The 22,244-nt window shown below is 73.3% G+C and carries 20 protein-coding genes; 7 read left to right on the top strand and 13 right to left on the bottom strand.

From position 1 onward, the window contains the following. Positions 1 to 90 precede the first annotated feature (90 nt). The 4 genes from thyX to WIS52_RS31380 are packed head-to-tail and all read right to left on the bottom strand — an operon-like array spanning position 91 to position 4,751. Positions 91 to 843: an FAD-dependent thymidylate synthase gene (gene thyX, locus WIS52_RS31365; RefSeq protein ID WP_349302057.1), complete on the bottom strand. Its 753-nt coding sequence runs from the start codon at positions 841 to 843 to the stop codon at positions 91 to 93. A gap of 47 nt (positions 844 to 890) precedes the next feature. Continuing rightward, positions 891 to 2,090 carry a homogentisate 1,2-dioxygenase gene (locus WIS52_RS31370; RefSeq protein ID WP_349302058.1) on the bottom strand — a complete coding sequence of 400 codons (1,200 nt, stop codon included), beginning with the start codon at positions 2,088 to 2,090 and terminating at the stop codon, positions 891 to 893. After that, on the bottom strand, positions 2,065 to 3,786 hold the full coding sequence (locus tag WIS52_RS31375) for an FAD-dependent monooxygenase (protein ID WP_349302059.1): 1,722 nt from the start codon (positions 3,784 to 3,786) through the stop codon (positions 2,065 to 2,067). Before WIS52_RS31375 ends, WIS52_RS31370 begins: the two co-directional genes overlap by 26 nt. A 5-nt stretch (positions 3,787 to 3,791) precedes the next feature. Then, positions 3,792 to 4,751 (bottom strand): MBL fold metallo-hydrolase, encoded by a 960-nt coding sequence (locus WIS52_RS31380; protein ID WP_349302060.1) that lies wholly within the window; start codon positions 4,749 to 4,751, stop codon positions 3,792 to 3,794. Positions 4,752 to 4,861: 110 nt separating this feature from the next. Between WIS52_RS31380 and WIS52_RS31385 the strand changes: the two genes are divergently transcribed. Further along, positions 4,862 to 5,461: a toxin-antitoxin system HicB family antitoxin gene (locus WIS52_RS31385; RefSeq protein WP_349302061.1), complete on the top strand. Its 600-nt coding sequence runs from the start codon at positions 4,862 to 4,864 to the stop codon at positions 5,459 to 5,461. Then, complete coding sequence (locus WIS52_RS31390) at positions 5,458 to 6,720, top strand: DUF4097 family beta strand repeat-containing protein (protein WP_349302062.1); 1,263 nt, start codon at positions 5,458 to 5,460, stop codon at positions 6,718 to 6,720. Before WIS52_RS31385 ends, WIS52_RS31390 begins: the two co-directional genes overlap by 4 nt. 66 nt (positions 6,721 to 6,786) lie before the next feature. Here the strand turns inward: WIS52_RS31390 and WIS52_RS31395 are convergent, their stop codons facing one another. Together WIS52_RS31395 and WIS52_RS31400 are read right to left on the bottom strand one after the other, a co-directional pair. Next, positions 6,787 to 8,049: a winged helix-turn-helix domain-containing protein gene (locus tag WIS52_RS31395; protein ID WP_349302063.1), complete on the bottom strand. Its 1,263-nt coding sequence runs from the start codon at positions 8,047 to 8,049 to the stop codon at positions 6,787 to 6,789. Between the two features lie 461 nt (positions 8,050 to 8,510). Continuing rightward, positions 8,511 to 9,437 (bottom strand): intradiol ring-cleavage dioxygenase, encoded by a 927-nt coding sequence (locus WIS52_RS31400; protein ID WP_349302064.1) that lies wholly within the window; start codon positions 9,435 to 9,437, stop codon positions 8,511 to 8,513. A 105-nt stretch (positions 9,438 to 9,542) separates the two neighbouring features. Here WIS52_RS31400 and WIS52_RS31405 point away from each other — a divergent pair, with 105 nt between their 5' ends. Then, the gene (locus WIS52_RS31405; RefSeq protein WP_349302065.1) at positions 9,543 to 10,073 is read left to right on the top strand and encodes a GNAT family N-acetyltransferase; all 531 of its coding nucleotides are present in this window, start codon (positions 9,543 to 9,545) and stop codon (positions 10,071 to 10,073) included. Here WIS52_RS31405 and dapB read toward each other — a convergent pair. Genes dapB through WIS52_RS31430 form a run of 5 tightly spaced genes read right to left on the bottom strand, consistent with a single transcriptional unit; the run spans position 10,070 to position 12,479 of the window. Next, the gene (gene dapB, locus WIS52_RS31410; protein WP_349302066.1) at positions 10,070 to 10,819 is read right to left on the bottom strand and encodes a 4-hydroxy-tetrahydrodipicolinate reductase; all 750 of its coding nucleotides are present in this window, start codon (positions 10,817 to 10,819) and stop codon (positions 10,070 to 10,072) included. The two genes, WIS52_RS31405 and dapB, sit on opposite strands and share 4 nt — an antisense overlap. A 39-nt stretch (positions 10,820 to 10,858) precedes the next feature. After that, on the bottom strand, positions 10,859 to 11,419 hold the full coding sequence (locus WIS52_RS31415; RefSeq protein ID WP_349302067.1) for an HAAS signaling domain-containing protein: 561 nt from the start codon (positions 11,417 to 11,419) through the stop codon (positions 10,859 to 10,861). Beyond that, on the bottom strand, positions 11,416 to 11,574 hold the full coding sequence (locus WIS52_RS31420) for a hypothetical protein (RefSeq protein WP_349302068.1): 159 nt from the start codon (positions 11,572 to 11,574) through the stop codon (positions 11,416 to 11,418). The genes WIS52_RS31415 and WIS52_RS31420 overlap by 4 nt, the downstream gene beginning before the upstream one ends. A gap of 29 nt (positions 11,575 to 11,603) precedes the next feature. After that, positions 11,604 to 11,951, bottom strand: a complete 348-nt coding sequence (locus tag WIS52_RS31425; RefSeq protein ID WP_349302069.1) for a PadR family transcriptional regulator — start codon at positions 11,949 to 11,951, stop codon at positions 11,604 to 11,606. Between the two features lie 48 nt (positions 11,952 to 11,999). Continuing rightward, positions 12,000 to 12,479 (bottom strand): DUF456 domain-containing protein, encoded by a 480-nt coding sequence (locus tag WIS52_RS31430; protein ID WP_349302070.1) that lies wholly within the window; start codon positions 12,477 to 12,479, stop codon positions 12,000 to 12,002. A gap of 239 nt (positions 12,480 to 12,718) precedes the next feature. On the opposite strand from WIS52_RS31430, the gene WIS52_RS31435 reads away from it, so the two are divergent. From WIS52_RS31435 to WIS52_RS31450, 4 genes are read left to right on the top strand one after another with little or no spacing between them, the layout of a single operon-like run. Beyond that, the gene (locus WIS52_RS31435; RefSeq protein WP_349302071.1) at positions 12,719 to 13,711 is read left to right on the top strand and encodes an ABC transporter permease; all 993 of its coding nucleotides are present in this window, start codon (positions 12,719 to 12,721) and stop codon (positions 13,709 to 13,711) included. Position 13,712: 1 nt separating this feature from the next. Then, a complete protein-coding gene (locus tag WIS52_RS31440; RefSeq protein WP_349302072.1) occupies positions 13,713 to 14,654 on the top strand; it encodes an ABC transporter permease in 942 nt (313 codons plus the stop codon). Further along, on the top strand, positions 14,651 to 16,726 hold the full coding sequence (locus WIS52_RS31445; RefSeq protein ID WP_349302073.1) for an ABC transporter ATP-binding protein: 2,076 nt from the start codon (positions 14,651 to 14,653) through the stop codon (positions 16,724 to 16,726). The genes WIS52_RS31440 and WIS52_RS31445 overlap by 4 nt, the downstream gene beginning before the upstream one ends. A gap of 44 nt (positions 16,727 to 16,770) precedes the next feature. Beyond that, entirely contained in the window at positions 16,771 to 18,462 is a 1,692-nt protein-coding gene (locus WIS52_RS31450; protein WP_349302074.1) for an ABC transporter family substrate-binding protein, read from the top strand. 96 nt (positions 18,463 to 18,558) lie between these two features. Here WIS52_RS31450 and WIS52_RS31455 read toward each other — a convergent pair whose 3' ends face one another. Next, the gene (locus WIS52_RS31455; protein ID WP_349302075.1) at positions 18,559 to 19,869 is read right to left on the bottom strand and encodes a M16 family metallopeptidase; all 1,311 of its coding nucleotides are present in this window, start codon (positions 19,867 to 19,869) and stop codon (positions 18,559 to 18,561) included. Between the two features lie 62 nt (positions 19,870 to 19,931). Next, positions 19,932 to 22,205 carry a polyribonucleotide nucleotidyltransferase gene (locus WIS52_RS31460; protein ID WP_349302076.1) on the bottom strand — a complete coding sequence of 758 codons (2,274 nt, stop codon included), beginning with the start codon at positions 22,203 to 22,205 and terminating at the stop codon, positions 19,932 to 19,934. Positions 22,206 to 22,244: the final 39 nt, after the last annotated feature.

Below are 22,244 nucleotides of genomic sequence, written 5' to 3' on the forward strand. Positions count from 1 at the left end.
CACCCCCGACTCATGACGCTGTGGTCCGGCATGACCGAACTAAAGCGTCATGAGTCGACTGCCGGAGGCCGGAGGCCGGGGCCGGGCTGCTCAGCCCTCGGTGACCAGCGGGCTGGAGGCGATCTCGGTGCCGTCCTCGAGCTTCTGGATCTCGAAGTCGGCGAAGACGTTCGGCACCGCGGCCTGCAGCTCGCGCAGGCAGGCGACGGCGAGCTCGCGGATCTCGACGTCGGCGTGCTCGGAGGCCCGCATCGCGACGAAGTGCCGCCAGGCGCGGTAGTTGCCGGTCACCACGATCTTCGTCTCGGTGGCGTTCGGCAGCACCGAGCGGGCGGCCTGGCGGGCCTGCTTGCGGCGCAGGGTCCCGTTCGGCACGTCGGCGAACCGCTTCTCCAGGCCCTCGAGCAGCTGCTCGTAGGACTTCACCGCGTCCGCGGTGGCCTGGGAGAACAGCGCGTGCAGCTCCGGGTCGTCGGCGATCACGTCCGGCTCGACCATCGCCGCGTCCCGCTCCGGGACGTAGCGCTGCGACAGCTGGGAGTAGGAGAAGTGCCGGTGCCGGATCAGCTCGTGGGTGAGCGACCGGGAGATCCCGGTCAGGTAGAAGCTGACCGACCCGTGCTCGAGCACCGACAGGTGCCCGACCTCCAGGATGTGCCGCAGGTAGCCGGCGTTCGTGGCGGTCCGCGGGTTCGGCTTGCCCCAGGACTGGTAACAGGCCCGGCCGGCGAACTCGGCGAGCGCCTGGCCGCCGTCGGCGTCGGTCGACCACGGGACGTCGGCCGGGGGGAGGAACTCGGTCTTGGCGACGAGTTGCACGGTCAGCGGCACGGTCTCCGGCATGCCGACGAGGGTAGAGGGCCCGGTTCCCGCCCCCGGACCGCCCCCGCTCAGCCGCCGGGTCCGCGCCCGGCCCAGGTCCAGGCGTAGCCCGGGTCCTCCGACGCGCGCCCGCCCTCGCCGAGGCCCAGCGGCCGGAAGGTGTCGACCATGACGGCGAGCTCGTCGAAGTACTCCGCGCCGAGCGCCCGCTCGACAGCGCCGGGTTGCGGCCCGTGGCTGTGCCCGCCCGGGTGCAACGAGATCGAGCCCTGCGCGATCCCGGATCCCTTGCGCGCCTCGTAGTCGCCGCCGCAGTAGAACATCACCTCGTCGGAGTCCACATTGGAGTGGTAATAGGGCACCGGCACCGCCAGCGGGTGGTAGTCGACCTTGCGGGGCACGAAGTTGCAGATCACGAAGTTCTCGCCTGCGAAGACCTGGTGCACCGGCGGCGGCTGGTGCACCCGGCCGGTGACCGGCTCGAAGTCGGCGACGTCGAAGGTGTAGGGGTACAGGCAGCCGTCCCAGCCGACGACGTCGAACGGGTGGGCCGGGACGACATAGCGGGTCCCGGTGACGCCGTGCTGCCCGCCGCGGTGCTTGACCAGCACCTCGACGTCGGCCTCCTCGACGACCACCGGGTCTCCGGGACCGTGCAGATCGCGTTCGCAGTACGGCGCGTGCTCGAGCAGCTGCCCGTACCGGGACAGGTAGCGGGCCGGCGGCGCGATGTGCGAGGTCGCCTCGATCGCGTAGAGCCGCAGCGGCTCCGCCCCGGACGGCACCCACCGGTGCGTGGTCGAGCGGGGCAGGATCACGTAGTCGCCGGCCCCCGCGACGAGCGGACCGAACACTGTCTCGACGGTCGCGCTGCCGGACTCGACGTAGACGCACTCGTCGCCGACGGCGTTGCGGTAGAGCGGGCTGGTCTCGCCGGCCACCACGTAGGAGATCCGGACGTCGGCGTTGCCCAGCACCAGCCGGCGCCCGGTGACCGCGTCCACGGCCTTCCAGTCGCCCGAGCCGAGATCGTGCAGCCGCAGGTGGCGCGGCAGCAGCGGCCGGTTCTCGGTGAGCCGCTGGTCGGGCAGGTCCCACGGGCTCGCGTCGACGATCGCCGAGGGCACCCCGACGTGGTAGAGCAGCGACGAGTCCGACGAGAACCCCTCCTCCCCCATCAGCTCCTCGCGGTAGAGCGCGCCGCCCGGGGTGCGGTGCTGGGTGTGCCGCTTCGGCGGGACGTCACCCGCTCGCCGGTAGTACGCCATGGTCGTCTCCTTCAGCGGTGGGCTCCCGCGCGGTGGCACGGGCGAGTGCGGCCGCGACGTCGTCGCGGGAGGGGTGGTGCAGGACGGCGGCGACGTGCGCGTCCGGCCGGACGACCCACACCTCGCCGGGGCGGGCGCCGAGAAGGTCCGCGAGTGCCGCGTGGTCGGGGCTCTCGACGGGACCCGGGCCGGCGTCGGCTCGCGGCCCCGCCACGAGCCCGGAAGTGACGTCCGGACCGGGCGGCGCACCCGGCGGCCGGGCCATCGCCAGGACCCGGACCGGGCCCACCGGGAGCCCAGCGGCCGCGGCGCGCGCATCACCCGGGTCGATGCCGGGAGCCGTCAGCAGCAGGAACCCGTCGCGGGCCAGCGCGCGCAGCCGGGTCGTCGTCCCGTCCGTGAGGACGACCGGGGTGTCCGGGACCAGGACGCCCGGTCCGGCCGGCGGGTTCTGCCCGCGGGGTGGGCGCCCGGCGAACGGTCGCGCCGGATCGGGCGTGGTCAGGGGCGAGTCGACGTACCAGAACGGCTCGCTGAGCCGTCCCGAGTCGACCTGCGCGCGGGCCCCCGGGTCGGTCGCGGCCCGGGTGAGGACGTCGCGGCGCCGGGCCGCCTGCGCGGGTGTCCGCGGCACCAGGAAGTCCATCGTCGCGCCGGTGACGGCGAGGTTCTCGGTCGCCGCCGCGTGCCGCTCGTCGTGGTAGCTCTCCAGGAGCACCTCGGGCGCGTGGCCACGCCGCACCCAGGCGATCTTCCAGGCCGCGTTCTCGGCGTCCGCGACGCCCGAATTCAGCCCGCGCGCGCCGAACGGCGAGAGCAGGTGCGCGGCGTCGCCGGCGAGCAGCACCCGCCCGCACCGCATCCGGTCGGCGACCCGGGAGTGGAACCGGTAGACCGAGGTCCAGACGATGTCGTACCCGGTGTCCCCGAGGACGTGGCGGATCCGGGCGTCGAGCGCACCGGAGGCGGTCTCGGCGTCGAGGTCGTAGCCGTCCGGGACCTGCCAGTCGATGCGGAACGTCGAGTCCGGGCACGGGTGGACGAGCACCTGCCTGCCCGGGTTCCACTCGGGGTCGAAGTGGAACCGGCGCTCGGAGGCGAACCCCGCGAGATCGGCGCGCACGTCGCAGATCAGGAAGCGGTCGTCGAAGGAACGTCCGCCGAACCCGACACCGAGCGCCGCGCGCAGCTCGCCGCTGCGCGCCCCGGTGCACACGACCAGGTGCGAACCGGTGACGCGGCCGCCGCCGTCGAGGGTGACGGCGACGCCGTCGTCGTCCTGGGTGATGCCCGTCGCCCGGTGTCCCCAGCGCAGCTCGACCAGCGGCGCGGCCGCGACGTGCTCGTCGAGGATCTCCTCGGTGCGGGACTGGGCGATGTTGACGAACGGCGGGAACGCGGAGCGGCCCGGGTCGGCGAGTTCCTGGCGGAACAGCTCGGCGCCGCGGTGGAACGTGCGCGCGCTGGTCCAGGTGACGCCCTCGTCGGCGATCCGGCGGCCGGCGCCGACCGCCTCCCAGACGTCGAGCACGTCACGCTGCTGGCAGATCGCCTTCGAGCCGACGGCGTCCCGTGCGGTGCGCGCGTCCAGTACGACCGCGGGTACGCCCCAGCGGGCGAGCAGCAACGCGGTGGTCAGCCCGACCGGCCCGGCGCCGAGGACCAGCACCGGCCGGTCGTCGATGGTCGGCGACACCGTCCTCAGCCCTGCAGCTGCGCCCACACCTCCCGGTCTCGCTCGGCGGTCCAGATCACCGGACGCTCCACTCCGGACAGCTCGTCCCAGAGCCGGGAGACGTCGAACGGCAGGCAGTGCTCGAAGATCGGCCAGTGCCCGTAGTCGTCGACGAGTGCGGCGTGCGTGGCCTCGAACGCCTCGCGCAGCGTGCCGCCGCGGCGCCGCACCGCGCCGACCTCGGAGATCATCACCTGCAGGAAGTGCCGGGTCTGCGCGATCGCGGCGTCCACCTCGGACCGTCCCCGGCTGACCGCCCCGCGTCCGCCGACGAGTTGCTCGGCGCCGTACGCCGCGACGGCGTCGAGGGTGCCGCTCGCCCACTCCCGGTGGAACGCGTCGCCGGTGTAGAGCGCGGCCTGCGCCTCGACGAGGTCCCCGGCGAACAGGATCCGGTGCCGGGGCAGCCACGCGACGAGATCGCCCTCGGTGTGCCCGCGGCCGTGATGGGCCAGCACCAGCTCACCGCGGTCGCCGCCGAGGTCGATGGTCATCCGGTCGGCGAAGGTGATCGTCGGCCAGGTCAGCCCGGGTACCGAGTCGGCGGCCTCGGCCAGTCGCGGCATCCGCGCGAACTCGCTGGCCCAGTCCTGCTCCCCGCGCTCGGCGATCAGCGCCCTGGTCGTCTCGTGCGCGACCACCGACTCCGCACCGAACGCGCTGGCTCCCAGCACCCGCACGGCGTGGTAGTGACTGAGGACGAGATGGCGGACCGGCTTGTCGGTGTGTTCGCGCAGCCGGGCCAGCCAGCGCCGGGCCGCGACGGGGGTCGCCAGGGCCTCGAAGCAGACGAGGAAGTCCTCCCCCTCGATCGCGCCGACGTTCGGGTCACCGTCCGCGGTGAGGGCGTAGACGCCGTCCGCGAGCACCTCGAGGGTCTGCTCCTTCACGGCGGTGTCGGCGGAGGAGGCGAAGGGCTTGGCCATGGTGGGGGTCCTTGTCGTGGGCGTCGTTGCCGGACAGGTCTGGAGCCGACGAGCCTAGTCGTGACACCGCGACGTTGCGATGACGCCAGTCGTGACGCCATAGTGGCGTCATGGACCTGACTCCGTACGTCGCGCAGCTCCGCGATGACCTCGCCGCCGCCGCGGCGGCCGGGGACGAGCAGTCGCGCCGGACCGCGGCGCTGCTCGGATCCGCGATCGAGCCCGCGGCCCGCCTGGCGATCATGAACGCGCTGTCCGATCTCGCCTCCGAGGCGACCGCCGCGCTCGGCGACCGGTCGGTCGAGGTGCGGCTGCACGGCCGGGAGGTGCGGGTGTCGGTCTCGGGCGCCCCGTCCGTCGACGCCGGTCCCCCGCCCGTTCCCGGGCCACCGCCCGCGCCGGCGGAGCCCGGGCCCACCGGCGGCCCGTCCGGGTTCCCGTTCCCGGGCGCCGGAGGCCCCGGCTCGCCGTTCGGTGGTGGCCCCGGCTCGCCGTTCGGCGGTGACGCCGGTGACATCAGCCGGGTGACGCTACGGATCGTCGAGCAGATCAAGGCGCAGGCCGAGAAGGCCGCCCAGTCCCAGGGCGTCTCGCTGAACACCTGGGTGTCCCAGGCGGTGCAGGGCGCGCTCGCCGGGGCCGCCGAGGGCCGGTCCCGCGGACACGACCCGCGCGACGGACGGAACCTCCGAGGGTGGGTGCAGGGATGACCGTGCCACGTGACGACGACGAGACCGGCCCGGTGCCGGGTTCCGGCGGCCAGGGTCCCGGTGGCTCAGCCGGCTCCGGGGGGCCCGCGGGCTCCGGGGGGCCCGCGGGCACCGAGGCGTCCGGCGGCACTCCGGACGGCCCGTCGGCCGGCGGCCCGCCCGCCGGTGGCACGGCTGCGGGCGGCACGACAGCGGGCGGCGCGCCGGGGACCGGCGGTGCGGTTCCGGGCGGCGCCCCGGGCCCGGACGGCGGGGGCACGGCACCTCAGGGCGGCACGGGGAGCGGCCCGGCCGGCACCGGCGCCGGTGACGCCACGAGCCGCCGCGAGCACTGGCCCTCCCCCGCCCCCGCCGAACTGGAGATCACCATCGGCGGTGGCCGGGTCCGCGTCGACCTGGTCGAGGACCTCGACGAGGTCCGGGTCGAGGTCCGTGCCGACCGCGGCGCCGCGCCGTGGGCCGGCGGGCTCGGGGGGCTCCTCGACTGGATCGGCACGTCGATGACCGGTGGCTCGGCCCCCGGCGCGGGATGGTCCGGCCGCGGGTTCGACCCGATCGCGGGCGCCGGCTGGGAGCAGCACGGCGACCCCAGCGCGGACGCCGTCGCGGCCGTGGCGATCGACTGGTCGCCGGCGTCCCGGCGGCTGGTGGTGCGCAGCCCGGAGGACCAGACGCTCGGTGCGGTGCCGCTGACCGTGACGGTGTCGGCCCCGGCCGGATCGCGCACGGCCGTGCGGACCGGTGCGGCCGGCGTCGAGGTGACCGGGCGGGCGTCCTGGGCGGCGCTGCGCACCGGATCCGGCTCGGCGCGGCTGGCCGAGGTGACCGGCGACGCCGACGTCACCACCGGCTCCGGTGCGGTCGACCTGGGGTCCTGCGGCGGGCGGGCGCAGCTGCGCACCGGCACCGGCGAGGTCGAGGTCGGCGCGCTCGGCGGGCCGTCGCAGGTCCGCACCGGCAGCGGTGACGTGCGGCTCGGCGAGCTCACCGGGGACCTGGAGGTGCGCAGCGGGTCCGGCGACGTCGTGCTCGCCGACGCCGTCTCCGGCGACGTGCGGCTCAGCACCGGGTCGGGGACCGTCCGCGTCGGCGTGCACTCGGGCGTCGCCGCGGTCCTGGACCTGTCCACCGGCTCCGGGCGCGCCCGCAGCGAGCTCGACGTCCGCTACGACGCCCCGCCCGGCACCCCGGGCCTGCGGCTCTCCGGGCGCACCGGCAGCGGGGACGTGCTCGTCACCCGCGCCGCGAGCGTCGCCTGACTGTGCCGTTCCGCCTCCGGCGGCCCGACTCATGACGCTTCAGTCCGGCATGACCGGACTCAAGCGTCATGAGTCCGGTTCCGGCTGGGTGCGCACGGCTGCGCGCAGGGCGGCGGCGAGGTTGCCCCGCTCCCCCACCTCGACGCCGTCGAGCTCCAGCCAGCGGGCCATGTGCTGCAGTTCCGCGGCCAGCTCGGCGGCGAGCCGCGGCTCCGGGATCGCGGTGCCCGGTTCGGTGAAGGCGCCCGGGACGCGGAGCACTCCGGCGGCCCGGTCGGCCTTGAGGTCGACCCGGCCGGCGAGCTCGCCGTCGAGCAGGAACGGGAAGACGTAGTAGCCGTACTCGCGCTTCGGCTCGGGGACGTAGATCTCGATGCGGTAGCGGAACCCGAACATCCGCTCGGTGCGCTCGCGTTCCCAGACCAGCGGGTCGAACGGGCACAGCAGTGCCCGGCCGGTCACCGCGCGCGGCACCCGGGCGGCCGGGTCGCGGTAGGCGGGCTTCGCCCACCCGCGCACCGCGACCGGCTCCAGCGCGCCGGCGTCGAGGAGTTCGGCGATCGCGGTCCGGGTGCGTTCGGGACCGAGCCGGTAGTAGTCGCGCAGGTCGGTCTCGGTGGCCACGCCCAGCGCGGACGCGGAACGCGCGACCAGGGCACGGGCCGCGTCGGCGGGGTCGGGGGCCGGGGCGGCGAGCACCTCGGCGGGGAGCACGCGTTCGGGCAGGTCGTAGCGCCGCTCGAAGTGCCGGCGGGTGCCGACGGCGAGCTCGCCGACCGCGAACAGGTACTCGCAGACCCGCTTGACTTCGGACCGCTCCCACCAGGTCGCTCCCGGCGGGCGCGGCCGCACGGTCCCGGCCCGCGCGTTCGGCGCGAGGGCCTTCTCGATCGCCCCGGCGCCGATCGGCCCGCTCTCGGCGACGACGTCACGGATGTCCCCGGCCAGCGACGGGTGCTTCTCCAGCAGCGGGCCGTAGTGCTTCCACCAGCGCCGCGGGAGCGTCTCGTGGCTCAGCAGCGGCCAGTCGGCGACCGGGACCAGGCTGGCCTCGTGCGCCCAGGTCTCGGCGAGCAGCCGCGGCCGGCGGGCCGACGGCGACCAGGCCGCCTCGTCGAGCAGCGCCGCCGGATAGGCGCCGAGCCGGCTGAACAGCGGCATGTAGTGCGCGCGCACCGCGACGTTCACCGAGTCCAGCTGGAGCAGCTTGACCCGGTCCAGCACCCGCTGCAGGTGCCGGCGGGTCGCCGGGCCCGACGGCCGGGGGTCGGTGAAGCCCTGGGCCGCGAGGAAGGTCCGCCGCGCCACGTCCGCCGAGATCGTCCGCACGTCCGGGATGCTGCCACGGGGCACCGACAGTCCCGGCCTCACCCGCGCGCCCGGGAGGGGGTGCGCTCACAGCCGATGATCACCGAACCGGTTCCGCCCGGTGCCGGCCACGGCACCTCCCGGAACCGGGACGGCGATCATCCATCGGCGCCGGCCGCAGCCGGCCTCGTGATCGTCGATCGGGTTCCACCCGGTGCCGGGCATGGCACCTGCCGGAGCCGGGACGACGATCAGCCGCGCCGGCTCAACCCGCCCGGCTCAACCCGCCCAGCTCGACCCGCCCAGCTCGACCCGGCCGACCCCGGCCCCGGCCCATGACCCGGACCCGGACCCCGGACCCCGGACCCCGGACCCCGGACCCCGGTGATCATCGGGCCGGTTCCGGCCCGTGCCGGATGTGGCACCGACCGGAACCTGCCCGGCGATCGCCGGGCACGCCGGCGCCGGCAGGAGCCGCCGCATCAGCCACCGGACGGCGGAGCGCCCGGGCCTCCCCCACCCGGACCACCCTCCGGAGGTGCCCCGCCACCCGGGCCCCCGCCCATGTCCCCGCCACTCGGCTCGGTGCGGGTGTCGACGGCCGCCGTGAGCGCGACGGTGTAGCCGGAGCTCACGTCGCCGGTGACGGTCGCCAGCTGGGACGCGCCGCCGTCGTCGCCGAAGATCCCGTCGGTCTGCAGGGTGAGCCGGGCGAGCTTCGCCGGGGACGCCTGGTAGCCGTCGGTCGCGTAGACGGCCTCGCACGCGTCCTGGGGCAGCGCGAGCTGCGAGGTGGCGATCGCGTTCGACGCGTCGGTGATCGAGGCCTGGTCCGGGTAGACCTCGAAGTGGACGTGCGGCCAGCGCCCCTCGTAGCAGGCCGGGAAGACGCTGGTGAAGCGGACCGTCCCGGCGTCGTCGGCGATCTGCACGCCGCGCAGGTAGTTCTCCGACTCCAGGCCCGAGGAGTACATCGAGTAGTCGCCGTCCCGGTCGCAGTGCCAGACGTAGACCGCGGTCCCGGCGAACGGCGTGCCCCCGTTCGCCAGGTCGGTGATCGTCAGTTCCAGGGTCGTCGGGACTCCGGCAGCCGTCGCGCTGCCGGTGCCGAAGCTCGACCGGATGTCGCTGCGGACGATGCCGCTCTCGGACAGGACGTTCGGGCCGTTCGACCCGTCGCCGGGATAGGGGCCGGCGGTCTCGTCCGGGATCTCGCCCTCGGAGGTGGTGGTCCCGGACCCGGTCCCACACGCGGCGAGCCCCGCGGTCACGGCGCCGAGGCCGAGCACGGTCAGCACCCGGCGGCGGCTGAGCAGGGTCCCGACGTCGAAGGCGAGTCCCTGATCGACCAGTTCGTCGTCCGGACGCGGTAAGGAGCGTCCCTGGTAGGTGGGGCGTCGTTCGTTCACGTCCACGAGGTTCGTCCCACGATCTGTGCCTCCACCCTGGTCCGGCTGTGCGCCTGCTGTGAGCCGGTGTGCGGGCCCCGCGACCGGCAGGGTAGGTATGGCGGCATGGCCACCGCGACCGTCCGCCCCGCCACCGACGACGACGTCGACGCGATCGTGGGGATCCAGGCCCGCACCTGGCGCACCGCCTACGCCGGGCTGGTCCCCGCCGAGGCGCTCGACGGGCTGGAGTCCGACGCCGCCCGCACCCACTGGACCGACGCGGTGCACGCCGGCGACGGCTTCCACGTGTTCGTCGCCGCCGAGGGCGCCGAGACCGTGGGCTTCTGCGCCGCCGCGTACTACGCGGGTGCCGACGGCCTGTCGATCGCGGAGGTCACGACGCTGCTGGTGGAGCCCCGGTGGGGCCGGCGCGGGCACGGCGGGCGGCTGCTCGCCGCCGCCGCCGCGGCCCTGCGCGAGGCGGGATCGGAGACCGGCCGGGCGTGGGTCCCGGAGGGCGACGCGGCGTCCCGGGCGTTCTACGCGCGCGCCGGCTGGCAGCCCGACGGCGCCGTCCGCACCCTCGACACCGGCACCGGAACCGTCCGCGAGGTCCGGGTCACCGGGACCCTGGACCTCACGCTGGTCGACTAACCGAGGCCGAGCAGCGGCTCGAGGCCGATCGTGAGGCCGGGCCGCACGCGCACCGCGCGCACCGCCAGCAGCACCCCGGGCATGAACGACGCCCGGTTCATCGAGTCGTGCCGCATGGTGAACACCTCGCCGTCGGTCCCCAGGATCACCTCCTGGTGGGCGACCATCCCCGGCATCCGCACGGCGTGCACGTGGACGCCGTCGACGACCGCGCCGCGGGCGCCGTCCGGGTCGGTGGTGGTGGCGTCCGGGACCGGCCCGAGCCCGGCCTCGGCGCGGGCGGCGGCGACCACGGACGCGGTGCGCGCGGCGGTCCCGGACGGGGCGTCGACCTTGCCCGGGTGGTGCAGCTCGACGATCTCCACCGAGTCGAAGAAGCGGGCCGCCTGCGCGGCGAAGTGCATCATCAGCACCGCACCGACCCCGAAGTTGGGCGCGACGAGCACGCTGCCCGAGCCGTGCGCGTCGAGGATCGCCCGGACCTCGTCGAACTTGGCGGCGTCGAACCCGCTGGTCCCGACGACCGGGGCGACCCCGCGGGTGACGCACTCGCGCACGTTGTCCAGGGCCGCGCCGGGGTGGGTGAAGTCGACGGCGACGTCGGCACCGTCCAGTGCGGACAGGTCGTCGCCGGCGTCGAGGGCGGCGACCAGCTCGGTGTCCGGCGCCTCCTGCACGGCCCGGCAGACCTCGCTGCCCATCCGGCCCTTCGCACCGAGTACCGCCACCCGGATCGTCTGACTCACCGGCACACCCTCCTGTCTCGTCGTACTCGGGCGCCGAGTCTAGGCAGCCGCCCCGGCACTCCCGCCCAGTGCGTCGCGGCTCCGGACGAACAGCCGCCAGAACGTCCACGCCAGGACGGCGAGACCGGCCGGACCGATCACCAGCGGGATGGAGCCGCCGGCGAGGAGTGCCGCGATCCCCACGGCGATCACGCCGGGCCAGACCAGCGTCCCCAGCCACTTGTCCTCATCGGACCAGCGCGGGCTGTTCCAGAGCATCACCACCCCGGCGACCCAGCCGAGAATCGGGACGACGAACCCGCCCAGCATCAGCAGCAGCAGGGCGATCAGGTCGTGGGTCCGGGTCGGGGCGGGGCCGGGCCGGGCGGGCTCCGTCTCCGCGCGCGCCGCGGCCGCGATCTGCTCCGGCGCGCCCAGTGCGTCCAGTACGCGTCGTGCGGTCAGCTCGTCCGAACCGGGCGGCACGGCCTCGGCCAGGTGCGCGGTGATGTCACCGATCAGCTCGTCGCGCTGGGCGCCGGGCAGGTCGGCGGTCGCCGAGCTCAGCCGCAGCAGGTAGCGGGCGACCAGCTCGTGAGCGGGGGTGGGCTCGCCGGTCACGCGATCACCGCCCGGCGCCGCACCGCGGCCAGGAACAGCATCAGCGGGGACCCCGAGGTCTCGGCCCGGGCACGCTCGGGTAGGTCGGCCGTCGCGTAGCGCAGCCGGACCGGCAAGCGGTCGACGAGATCGCCGGTGGGGGTCGGGGTGGTCACGCGTCGTCCCGTCGTCGTGGTGTGTGCCGTCATATGCGTCCCTCCAGCAGCAGGCCGTCCACGGCGTCGCGGAACCGGGACCACTCCTGCCGGAACGCAACCAGCGCGGCGGCCCCGGAGTCGGTGAGCCGGTAGTAGCGGCGCGGCGGTCCGGACGGGGACTCCTGCCAGGTCGTGCTGACCAGCCCGTCGGAACGCAACCGGGACAGCAACGGGTAGATCGTCCCCTGGCCGGCGGCGAGGGTGTCGCTGGCGGCCAGCTCGGAGACCAGCTCGACCGCGTAGCGCTCGCGCACGTCGAGCAGGGCCAGCACGCAGAAGGCGACGGTGCCGCGGCGCAGCTCGCTCATCGACTTCCGTGCACGGCCGGGTTCCATGCATCGCAAGGTACCTGTGACGGCCTCGATCCACCAACCGGCCGCACGTCAGGCGGCGATCAGTCCACCGATCCACACGGCGACGGCGAGCATCCCCGCCGCGAGCTCGATGAGGATGCTCCAGCCGACCGCCGTCAGTGCCTCCTTCGCCGAGCGCCGGGCGGTGGCCGCGTCCGGCAGCCGGACCAGCTCGGCCAGCCAGACCCCCAGCACGAAGCCCAGAAACAGCCCGACCACCGGGACGACGAAGAACCCGACGACGCCGAGCACCAGGCCGGCGAACAGCGTCCGGGTCGGCACCCCGGAGGCCTTCAGCCGGCGCCCCGGGAGCAGGTACTTCGCGACCTGCCCGGCGACCGTCACGGCGACCACGATCCCCAGCACCCACCAGCCGACGGCGTCCCCGCGCGGGACGGCCCACACCGCCACTCCGCCGACGATCAGGATCGGGCCGGGCAGGACCGGGAGCACGATCCCGGCCAGGCCGATCGCGATCATCAGTCCGGCGAGCACCGCGAGCCATTCCATGACCACAGGATGCGCTACGCGCTCGTGAGTGGTCATCGCGGCCTGGACCGCGACAACCACTCACGAGCGCGGAGCGCATCATCACAAATGGGTAAACGAGGTGATCTGGGTCTACCGATTTCTGGTACCAGCGTGCCACTGTCCGCTGTGTCCGGATCGACATGAGACCCGCCGCCCCACCACGCGGGAAGGCCCCGTCCTGACGTACCCGGTCACCACCGGACGCGGCGGCGGAGAAAGTGAGCACGGTGCTTCGCTACGTCCTGCGCAGGGGCGTCGGCTGGCTCGCGATGATCGTCGTCGCGACGAACCTGACGTACTTCCTCGCCAACGCCTTCCTCGACCCGCGGGCGAACTACCTGGGGCTGCGCCCGCAGCCCAGCGACGAGCAGATCGCCCGCTCGCTGGCCCAGTGGAACCTGGACCCGACGGTCTCGGTGTTCGAGCGCTGGTGGACGTGGATCACCGGGATCGTCACCCGCTGGGACTGGGGCGCCAGCCCGATCGGCGACGAGGTGAACGCCCAGGTCGCGTTCCGGGTCGGGGTCTCGGCCCAGCTCGCGGTCACCGCGCTGGTGCTGTCGGTGCTCATCGGCGTCGGGCTCGGGGTCTACTCGGCGGCACGCCAGTACAAGCCCGGTGACCGGATCGCGCAGGGCGTCTCGGTGGTCCTGCTGAACACCCCGACCCCGGTGATCGGGCTGCTGGTCATCGGCCTGGTGATCTCGGTGAACCGGGCGTTCGGGAACACGCTGTTCTACGTCGCCGGGGCACAGACCCCGGGCGTCGAAGGCTTCTGGCCGGTGCTGGTCGACCGGCTGCAGTACCTGGTTCCGCCGACCTTCGTGCTGATCCTGGTCGGCTACGTCACCTACTACCTGCTGCAGCGCTCGATGCTGCTCGACGTCGTGAACTCCGACTTCGTGCGCACCGCGCGGGCCAAGGGACTCACCCGGAACCGGGCGATCCGCCGGCACGGCCTGCGCACCTCACTGATCCCCATCGCCACCCAGGTCGCGTTCGCGATCCCGGCGCTGTTCACCGGGACGATCATCACCGAGCGGGTGTTCTCCTGGCAGGGCATGGGCGACTACACGGTCCGGACGATCCTCACCAACGACATCCACGGCGTCGTCGCCGCGGCGGCGTTCGCCGCGGTGATGACCGCGATCGGCGCGATCCTCGCCGACATCGCCGTCGTCGCCCTGGACCCGAGAGTGCGGGTGCGCTGACATGAGCACCGGAATCCCCGACCTCACCCCGGCCGTCGGCGTCGACGCGCCGGTCGCCACCCGGCGGCGCACCAGCCGGGCCGCGCTGATCTGGCGCCGGTTCCGCCGCAACACCGCGGCGATGGCCGGCCTGGTCGTTCTCACCCTGCTCACGCTGTTCGCGCTGCTCGGCGACGCCTTCTGGGCCTACGACTACACCGACGTCGACTTCACCGCGCTTTCCCAGGCCCCCTCGGCCGAGCACCCGCTGGGGACGACGGCGGGCGGCAACGACGTCTACGCCCAGGCCGTGCACGGCCTGCGCCGGTCGATGCTCATCGCGGCCTTCGTCTCCGTGGTCACCACGCTGGTCGCCGCCGCCATCGGTGCCGGCGCCGCCTACATGGGCGGGTTCGGCGGCCGGCTGGGCCTGCGCGGCGAGCGCGCGCTGATCGGACTGATCCACTTCCTGCTGGTGATCCCGACGTTCCTGGTGCTGGCCCTGCTCACGCAGAGCGCGGGCGGCGACTGGCGGGTGCTCGCCGTCGCCCTCGCCGCGGTCTCCTGGATGACGACCGCCCGCATCACCTGGACCATCGCGACCAGCCTGCGCGAGCGGGAGTACGTCGCGGCCGCCCGCTACATGGGCGTGCCCGGATGGCGGATCGTGTCCCGGCACATCATCCCCAACATCAGCTCGATGCTGATCGTGTCCTTCACGATCCAGCTCGTGGTGACGGTGCAGGCCGAGACGGCACTGTCCTACCTCGGGCTCGGCATCCAGATCCCGGACGTGTCGCTCGGCGTGCTGCTCGCCGAGGGCGGCAACTCGATGACCACCCTGCCGTGGGTGTTCTGGGCGCCGACCGTCCTGCTGCTGTTCCTCACGATCTCCATCGCGCTGATCGGCGACGGCCTGCGCGACGCGCTGGACCCGACCTCGAACTCCGGAGGCCGGGCATGAGCTCACCCGTGCTGTCCGTGCGCGACCTGCAGGTCGCGTTCCCGTCCGAGGCCGGCCGGGTGGCCGCGGTGCGCGGGGTCGGCTTCGACCTGTACCCCGGGCGCACGCTGGGCATCGTCGGCGAGTCCGGCTCCGGCAAGTCGGTCACGTCGATGGCGGTGATGGGCCTGCTGCCCGAGACCGCCGCGGTGTCCGGCTCGGTCACCCTGGACGGCCACGAGCTGCTCGGCCTCGGTGACGGGCCGATGTCGGGGATCCGCGGCGACGACATCGGGATGATCTTCCAGGACCCGCTGTCCTCGCTCACCCCGATCTTCTCGGTCGGCGACCAGCTGGTCGAGGCGATGCAGATCCACCGCAGCATCTCGAAGGCCGCCGCCCGCACGAGCGCCGTCGAGCTGCTCGAGCTCGTCGGCATCCCGGACCCGCAACGCCGGGTGCGGTCGTTCCCGCACGAGTTCTCCGGCGGCATGCGGCAGCGCGTCATGATCGCGATGGCGATCGCCAACGACCCCAAGGTGATCATCGCCGACGAGCCGACGACGGCGCTGGACGTCACCGTCCAGGCCCAGGTCCTCGATGTGCTGAAGGTGGCGAGGGAGGAGACCGGCGCCGCCGTCGTCCTGATCACGCACGATCTCGGGGTGGTGGCCGGTACCTGCGACGACGTGCTGGTCATGTACGCCGGACGCCCGGTGGAGACCGCTCCGGTCGACGAGCTGTTCGCCGCGCCGCGGATGCCGTACACGATCGGCCTGCTCGGCGCCGTGCCGCGGGTGGACAGCGTCGAGCGGCGCCCGCTCGTCCCCGTCCCCGGTGTACCGCCGACGCCGGTGGACCTGCCGCCGGGCTGCCCGTTCCTGCCCCGCTGCCCGATCGCCGTCGACGCCTGCCGCGGCGACGAACCGCCGCTGGTCCCGCTCTCGGACCGGGCCGGGCACGCGGCCGCCTGCGTGCGCACCGGGGAGATCGTCGACGGCGCGCTCGGCGGGGAGCCGGTCTTCGGCGTGCCGGACGTGCCGGAGGTGGACCACGCCTCCCCGGCCGGACGCCTCACCCGCGAGCCCGTGCTGACCGTGGAGGGCCTGCGCAAGACGTTCCCGCTGATGAAGGGCTCGCTGTTCCGCCGCCGGGTCGGCACCGTGCACGCGGTCTCCGACGTCTCGCTGGACATCCGCCGCGGCGAGACCCTCGGCCTGGTCGGCGAGTCGGGCTGCGGGAAGACGACCACCCTGCTGGAGATCATGAACCTGGTCCCGCCGGAGGGTGGGACGGTCGCGATCGGCGGCACCGACGTCGCGACGGCGCGGGACCGGGCCGCCCGGGCGGCGCTGCGGACGCAGCTGCAGATCGTCTTCCAGGACCCGATGGGCGCCCTCGACCCGCGGATGACCGTCGCCGACATCCTGGCCGAGCCGCTGCACGCGGCCGGTTGGACCGACCGGTCCGCGATCTCCGACCGGGTCGACGAGCTGATCCGCCTGGTGGGCCTGGACCCCGACCACACCGACCGGTTCCCGGCCGCGTTCTCCGGCGGGCAGCGGCAGCGGATCGGCATCGCACGGGCGCTGGCGACCGAGCCGTCGCTGCTGGTGCTGGACGAGCCGGTGTCCGCATTGGACGTCTCGGTGCAGGCCGGGGTGCTGAACCTGCTGCACGAGCTCAAGCGCGAGCTGGGGCTGAGCTACCTGTTCGTCGCGCACGACCTGTCGGTGGTGCGGCACGTCGCCGACCGGGTCGCGGTGATGTACCTGGGCCGGATCGTCGAGTCCGGCGCCGTCGAGGAGGTGTTCGGCAACCCGCAGCACCCCTACACCCAGGCGCTGCTGTCGGCGATCCCGGTGCCCGACCCGGTCGCCGAGCGCACCCGGGAACGGGTGGTGCTCTCCGGCGACCTGCCGACGCCGACCGACGAGCCGTCGGGGTGCTCGTTCCTCGGCCGTTGTCCGCTGGCACGCACGTTGAGCGAGCACGAGCGGGGCACCTGCCGCGGGGAGATCCCGCTGCTGACGATCAAGGACGGCGCGGCCGAGGGCGACTCCGACCACCGCAACGCCTGCCACTTCCGGTGACTTTGCCGTGCCCCGACTTCCCCGGGGCCGAGAGAAGGAGAGACATGCGCAGACCGATCCGACGGGGGGCGCTGACCGCGACCGTCGCCGTCCTCGCTCTCGGCCTCGCGGCCTGTGGCGGCGGGGGTGGGACGACGGGTGAGCAGCAGACCGGCGAGGGCCTGTCCACCGCGCCTGCCTACAACCAGACCGCCTACGAGGACGTGGCCGAGGGCGGCACCCTCACCACACCGTTCCGCAGCGACCTGAACCCGCAGTTCAACATCTTCCAGGGCGACATGACGACGGACACCCGCCTGGCGTGGATGTGGTACAACCCGATCCTGATCAACTACAGCCCGACGGGTGAGACCCAGCTCAACCCGGACTACATCGTCGACGCGGGCACCGAGGAGGTCGACGGCAACACCGTCGTCACCTACACGCTCAACCCCGAGGCCGTGTTCAACGACGGCACCCCGATCGACTGGCGGGCCTTCGAGGCCACCTGGCAGGCGAACAACGGGACCAACGAGGAGTTCATCAACAACTCCACCGAGTACTACGACCGGATCACCTCGGTCGAGGCCGGCGCCGACGACAAGGAGGTCGTCGTCACCTACGACGGCGTCTTCGTGTGGTGGGACGCCCCGTTCAAGGAGATCCTGCACCCGGCCGCGGCGAACCCGGAGACGTTCAACCAGGGCTACCTCAACACCCCGAACGAGCAGTGGGGCGCCGGGCCCTACACGGTCGCGAACTTCGACCAGAACAACCGCACGATCACCTTCGAGCGCAACCCGAACTGGTGGGGCAAGCCCGGCAAGCTCGACTCCCGCACGCTGGTGCAGATCGAGCCGACCGCCGCGGTGAACGCATTCCGCAACGGTCAGATCGACGCCGCCGAGGTGCGCAACGCCGAGGACATGGCGCAGGCACGGGACACCCCGGACGCCGACATCCGCACCTCCGCGGTCCCGGCCACCTACATGTTCATGCTCAACGCGGAGGCGCCGAACCTCGGTGACATCGCCGTCCGCAAGGCGATCATGATGGCGGTGGACCGGCCGCAGATGCTCGAGATCGAGTTCCAAGGTCTCGACTACAGCGAGGAGCCGGCCGGCTCGATGACCCTGGAGACCTACCAGGAGGGTTACGAGGACAACTTCGGCCAGGTCGTGCAGTACGACCCGGAGGCCGCCGGGCAGGAGCTGGAGGCCGCGGGCTGGGTCGCCGGCGAGGACGGCATCCGCGCCAAGGACGGCGAGACGCTGAGCGTCGGCTACACCCAGACCGGGGACTCCCCGACCCAGCGGGCCCGGGCCGGCGCGATGGTGGCGATGCTCCGCGAGGTCGGCATCGACCTGCAGGTCACCCAGGTCCCGGCGTCGGAGTTCTCGTCCGTGATGGCCGAGCGCAACTTCGACATCGTGCCGCTGGGCTTCCGGTCGTCGAACCCGTTCGGCGTGTCGAACATGTGCCAGCTCTTCTGCTCGGACAGCAACCTCAACCTCTCGGGCACCGGCACCCCGGAGCTCGACGAGCAGATGCGGGCGGTGAACACCCTGCCGACCGCCGAGGAGCAGATCACCGCGGCCAACGAGGCCGAGCGGGCCGCGTTCGAGACCTACGGCCTGCTGCCGACCTACGGCGGACCGGAGATCTGGGTGACCCAGCCGAACGTGGCGAACTTCGGGTCCGCGATCTTCGAGTTCCCGCTGCCGGAGACCGTCGGCTTCGTGGAGGAGGGCGCCTGACGGCGGCTTCTCACCACCCCCACCACCGCTGACTCATGACGCTTTAGTTCGGTGATACCGAACTAAAGCGTCATGAGTGGGGCCCCGGAGGGGCCGTCAGGCCAGGTCGCGGACGGGGGCGGGGAGGTCGTCGGGCTCTTCGTAGGGGCCTACGACGGACGCTGTGAGGGACTGGTCGAGGAGTTCGGCGGCCAGGGTGGCGGTCTCGTCCGGGGTCACGGACTCGATCCTCGCCAGGCTCTCGGCCAGGGACCGCTGCCTCCCGTGGTCCAGCTCGGCGCGGCCGAGCCGGTTCATCCTCGACGCGGTGTCCTCGCTGCCCAGCACCAGTCCCCCGCGCAGCGAGCCCTTCGCCCGGGCCACCTCGGCGTCGGTCAGGCCGTGCGCGGCGACCTCACCCAGCACGTCCCGCACGACGGCGACGACCTCACCGAGCCGCTCCGGCGCGCACCCGGCGTAGACCGAGAGCGAGCCGGCGTCGGCGTAGCGGACCGTCGACGAGTAGACCTGATAGGCCAGCCCGCGCTGCTCGCGGACCTGCTGGAACAGCCGCGACGACAGGCCTCCGCCCAGGGCGGAGTTGAGCACGGCCAGCACCGGGCGCCCCGGGGCCTGCCGGCCCGCGGTCGGGACGCCGAGCATCACGTGTGCCTGCTCGGAGTCGTCGGTCTCGAGGGCCAGCGCCCCGGAGCGCGCCGGCCGGACGCCGGTCGCGGCACGCGGCGGGACCGCGCGGGCCCCGTCGTGCCGGTGCGCGGCCGGACCGAGCGCGGTGGCGACCAGGTCGGCCAGCTGCGCGTGGTCCAGGTTCCCGGCCGCCGCGACGACCATCCGCGGCGTCGTGTACTCGCCCCGCCAGAACGTGTGCAGGGTGTCCCGGCTCATCGCCCGGACCGAGTCCTCGGTGCCGATCACCGGGCGGCCCAGCGGATGGTCCCCGAACAGGGTCTGGTCGAACAGGTCGCCGAGCAGGTCCTCCGGGTCGTCGTCGCGCATCGAGATCTCCTCGAGCACGACGCCCCGCTCCAGCTCGACGTCGGTGTGCGCCAGCTCGGCGTCGGTCACCACGTCGGAGAGCAGGTCCACCGCGAGCGCGACGTCGGTGTCCAGGACGTGCGCGTAGTAGCAGGTGTGCTCCTTGGCCGTGAAGGCGTTGAGCTCACCACCGACCGCGTCCATCTCCTCGGCGATCCCGGCCGCCGTCCGCCGCCGGGTGCCCTTGAACAGCAGGTGTTCCAGGAAGTGCGCGGCGCCGGCCTGGGTGCCGACCTCGTCGATCGAGCCGATACCGATCCAGATGCCGAGCGCCACCGAGCGGACCCCGGGGACGGCCTCGGTGACCAGCCGGACCCCGCCGGGGAGATCGCTGCGGCGGACCGTCTCGGGGAAGGTGTCGGGTGCGGACACACGGGCGGCGGCCCGGGACGAGTCCCGAGCCGCCGCTGCGTGGTCGTTCTCCAGAGCCAAGGTCAGCTCGGGTTGGCGGCCTCGGCCGGGGCGGCCTCGGCGTCCACACCCTCGGGGGCGGACTCCTCGCCGCCCTCCTGGACCGGAACCAGGCTGATCTTGCCGCGGTTGTCGATGTCGGTGACCTCGACGCGGATCTTGTCGCCGACCTTGCAGACGTCCTCGACCTTGCCGATCCGCTTCCCGTTGCCGAGCTTCGAGATGTGGATCAGGCCGTCCTTGCCGGGGACCAGCGAGACGAAGGCGCCGAACGCGGCGGCCTTGACCACCGTACCCAGGAACCGCTCGCCGACCTTGGGCAGCTGCGGGTTGGCGATCGCGTTGATCATGCCGATCGCCTCCTCCGCGGAGGGGCCGTCGTTCGCGCCGACGTAGATCGTGCCGTCGTCCTCGATCGAGATGTCCGCACCGGTCTTCTCGGTGATCGAGTTGATCATCTTGCCCTTCGGGCCGATGACCTCGCCGATCTTGTCGACCGGGACCTTCACCGCGGTGACCCGCGGCGCGTACTTCGACATCTCGTCCGGGCCGTCGATGGCCTCGCCGATCACCTCGAGGATGGTCAGGCGGGCGTCCTTGGCCTGGTTCAGCGCGGCGGCCAGCACCTCGGAGGGGATGCCGTCGAGCTTGGTGTCGAGCTGCAGCGCGGTGACGAACTCCTTGGTGCCGGCGACCTTGAAGTCCATGTCGCCGAACGCGTCCTCCGCGCCCAGGATGTCGGTCAGCGCCACGTAGCGGGTCTGGCCGTCGACCTCGTCGGAGACCAGGCCCATCGCGATGCCCGCGACCGGCGCCTTCAGCGGCACGCCGGCGTTGAGCAGCGACATCGTCGACGCGCAGACCGAGCCCATCGAGGTCGAGCCGTTCGAGCCCAGCGCCTCGGAGACCTGGCGGATCGCGTAGGGGAACTCCTCGCGGTTCGGCAGGACCGGGAGCAGCGCCCGCTCGGCGAGCGCGCCGTGGCCGATCTCGCGGCGCTTCGGCGAACCGACCCGGCCGGTCTCACCGGTCGAGTACGGCGGGAAGTTGTAGTGGTGCAGGTAGCGCTTGGAGGTCTCCGGACCGAGCGAGTCGATCGTCTGCTCCATGCGCAGCATGTTCAGCGTGGTGACACCCATGATCTGGGTCTCGCCGCGCTCGAACAGCGCCGAGCCGTGCGCCCGCGGGACGACCTCGACCTCGGCGGACAGCGGCCGGATGTCGGTGAGCCCGCGGCCGTCGATCCGGACCTGGTCGGTCAGGATCCGGCGGCGGATCAGCTTCTTGTTCAGCGCGCGGAACGCGTTGCCGAGCTCGGCCTCGCGCCCGGTGAAGCGCTCGCCCAGCTTCTCCAGCACCGAGGCCTTGACCTCGTCGGTCTTCGCCTCGCGCTCCTGCTTGCCGGCGATGGTCAGCGCCTGGGCCAGCTCCTGCTCGACGGCCTCGGAGACCGCGTCGAACGCGTCGGCCTGGTAGGCCGGGAACACCGGGTAGTCGGCGGTCGGCTTGGCCGCGACGTCGGCCAGCGCCTGCTGCGCGAGGCACAGGCTGCGGATGAACGGCTTCGCCGCCTCCAGCCCGTCCGCGACGACCTCCTCGGTCGGGGCGTTCGCGCCGCCGGCGACCAGGTCGATCGTCTTGTCGGTGGCCTCGGCCTCGACCATCATGATCGCGACGTCGTCACCGACGGTGCGGCCCGCGACGACCATGTCGAACGCGGCGCGCTCGAGCTGGTCGTGGGTCGGGAACGCCACCCACTGGGTGTCGGTGCCGGCCTCGTTGGCGATCAGCGCGACGCGGACGCCGCCGACCGGGCCGGAGAACGGCAGGCCCGCGAGCTGGGTGGACGCGGACGCGGCGTTGATCGCGACGACGTCGTAGGGGTCCTTCGGGTCGAGCGACATGACCGTCACGACGACCTGGATCTCGTTGCGCAGACCGTCGACGAACGACGGGCGCAGCGGGCGGTCGATCAGCCGGCAGGTCAGGATCGCGTCGGTGCCCGGACGGCCCTCACGACGGAAGAACGAGCCGGGGATCCGGCCCGCGGCGTACATCCGCTCCTCGACGTCGACGGTGAGCGGGAAGAAGTCGAACTGGTCCTTCGGCCGCTTCGAGGCGGTCGTGGCGGACAGCAGCATGGTCTCGTCGTCCAGGTAGGCGACGACGGACCCGGCGGCCTGGCGCGCGAGCCGGCCGGTCTCGAACCGGACGGTGCGGGTGCCGTAGGCGCCGTTGTCGATGACGGCGGTGCTCTCGTGCACGCCGTCCTCGCTGGTGACGATCTGATCGGTCATAGGTGGAAAGTTCTCCTCGAACTCGACAGTGATGGCTCT

The organism is Pseudonocardia nematodicida, assembly GCF_040105385.1.
GTDB lineage: Bacteria > Actinomycetota > Actinomycetes > Mycobacteriales > Pseudonocardiaceae > Pseudonocardia > Pseudonocardia nematodicida.

Excerpts from the sequence above, each read along its gene's own strand:
- thyX (WP_349302057.1), bottom strand. The coding sequence starts at position 843 with ATGCCGGAGACCGTGCCGCTGACCGTGCAACTCGTCGCCAAGACCGAG.
- WIS52_RS31440 (WP_349302072.1), top strand. The coding sequence starts at position 13,713 with ATGAGCACCGGAATCCCCGACCTCACCCCGGCCGTCGGCGTCGACGCG.
- WIS52_RS31460 (WP_349302076.1), bottom strand. The coding sequence starts at position 22,205 with ATGACCGATCAGATCGTCACCAGCGAGGACGGCGTGCACGAGAGCACC.
- WIS52_RS31405 (WP_349302065.1), top strand. The coding sequence starts at position 9,543 with ATGGCCACCGCGACCGTCCGCCCCGCCACCGACGACGACGTCGACGCG.
- WIS52_RS31380 (WP_349302060.1), bottom strand. The coding sequence starts at position 4,751 with ATGGCCAAGCCCTTCGCCTCCTCCGCCGACACCGCCGTGAAGGAGCAG.
- WIS52_RS31370 (WP_349302058.1), bottom strand. The coding sequence starts at position 2,090 with ATGGCGTACTACCGGCGAGCGGGTGACGTCCCGCCGAAGCGGCACACC.
- WIS52_RS31450 (WP_349302074.1), top strand. The coding sequence starts at position 16,771 with ATGCGCAGACCGATCCGACGGGGGGCGCTGACCGCGACCGTCGCCGTC.
- WIS52_RS31425 (WP_349302069.1), bottom strand. The coding sequence starts at position 11,951 with ATGGAACCCGGCCGTGCACGGAAGTCGATGAGCGAGCTGCGCCGCGGC.
- WIS52_RS31390 (WP_349302062.1), top strand. The coding sequence starts at position 5,458 with ATGACCGTGCCACGTGACGACGACGAGACCGGCCCGGTGCCGGGTTCC.
- WIS52_RS31445 (WP_349302073.1), top strand. The coding sequence starts at position 14,651 with ATGAGCTCACCCGTGCTGTCCGTGCGCGACCTGCAGGTCGCGTTCCCG.
- WIS52_RS31430 (WP_349302070.1), bottom strand. The coding sequence starts at position 12,479 with ATGGAATGGCTCGCGGTGCTCGCCGGACTGATGATCGCGATCGGCCTG.
- WIS52_RS31385 (WP_349302061.1), top strand. The coding sequence starts at position 4,862 with ATGGACCTGACTCCGTACGTCGCGCAGCTCCGCGATGACCTCGCCGCC.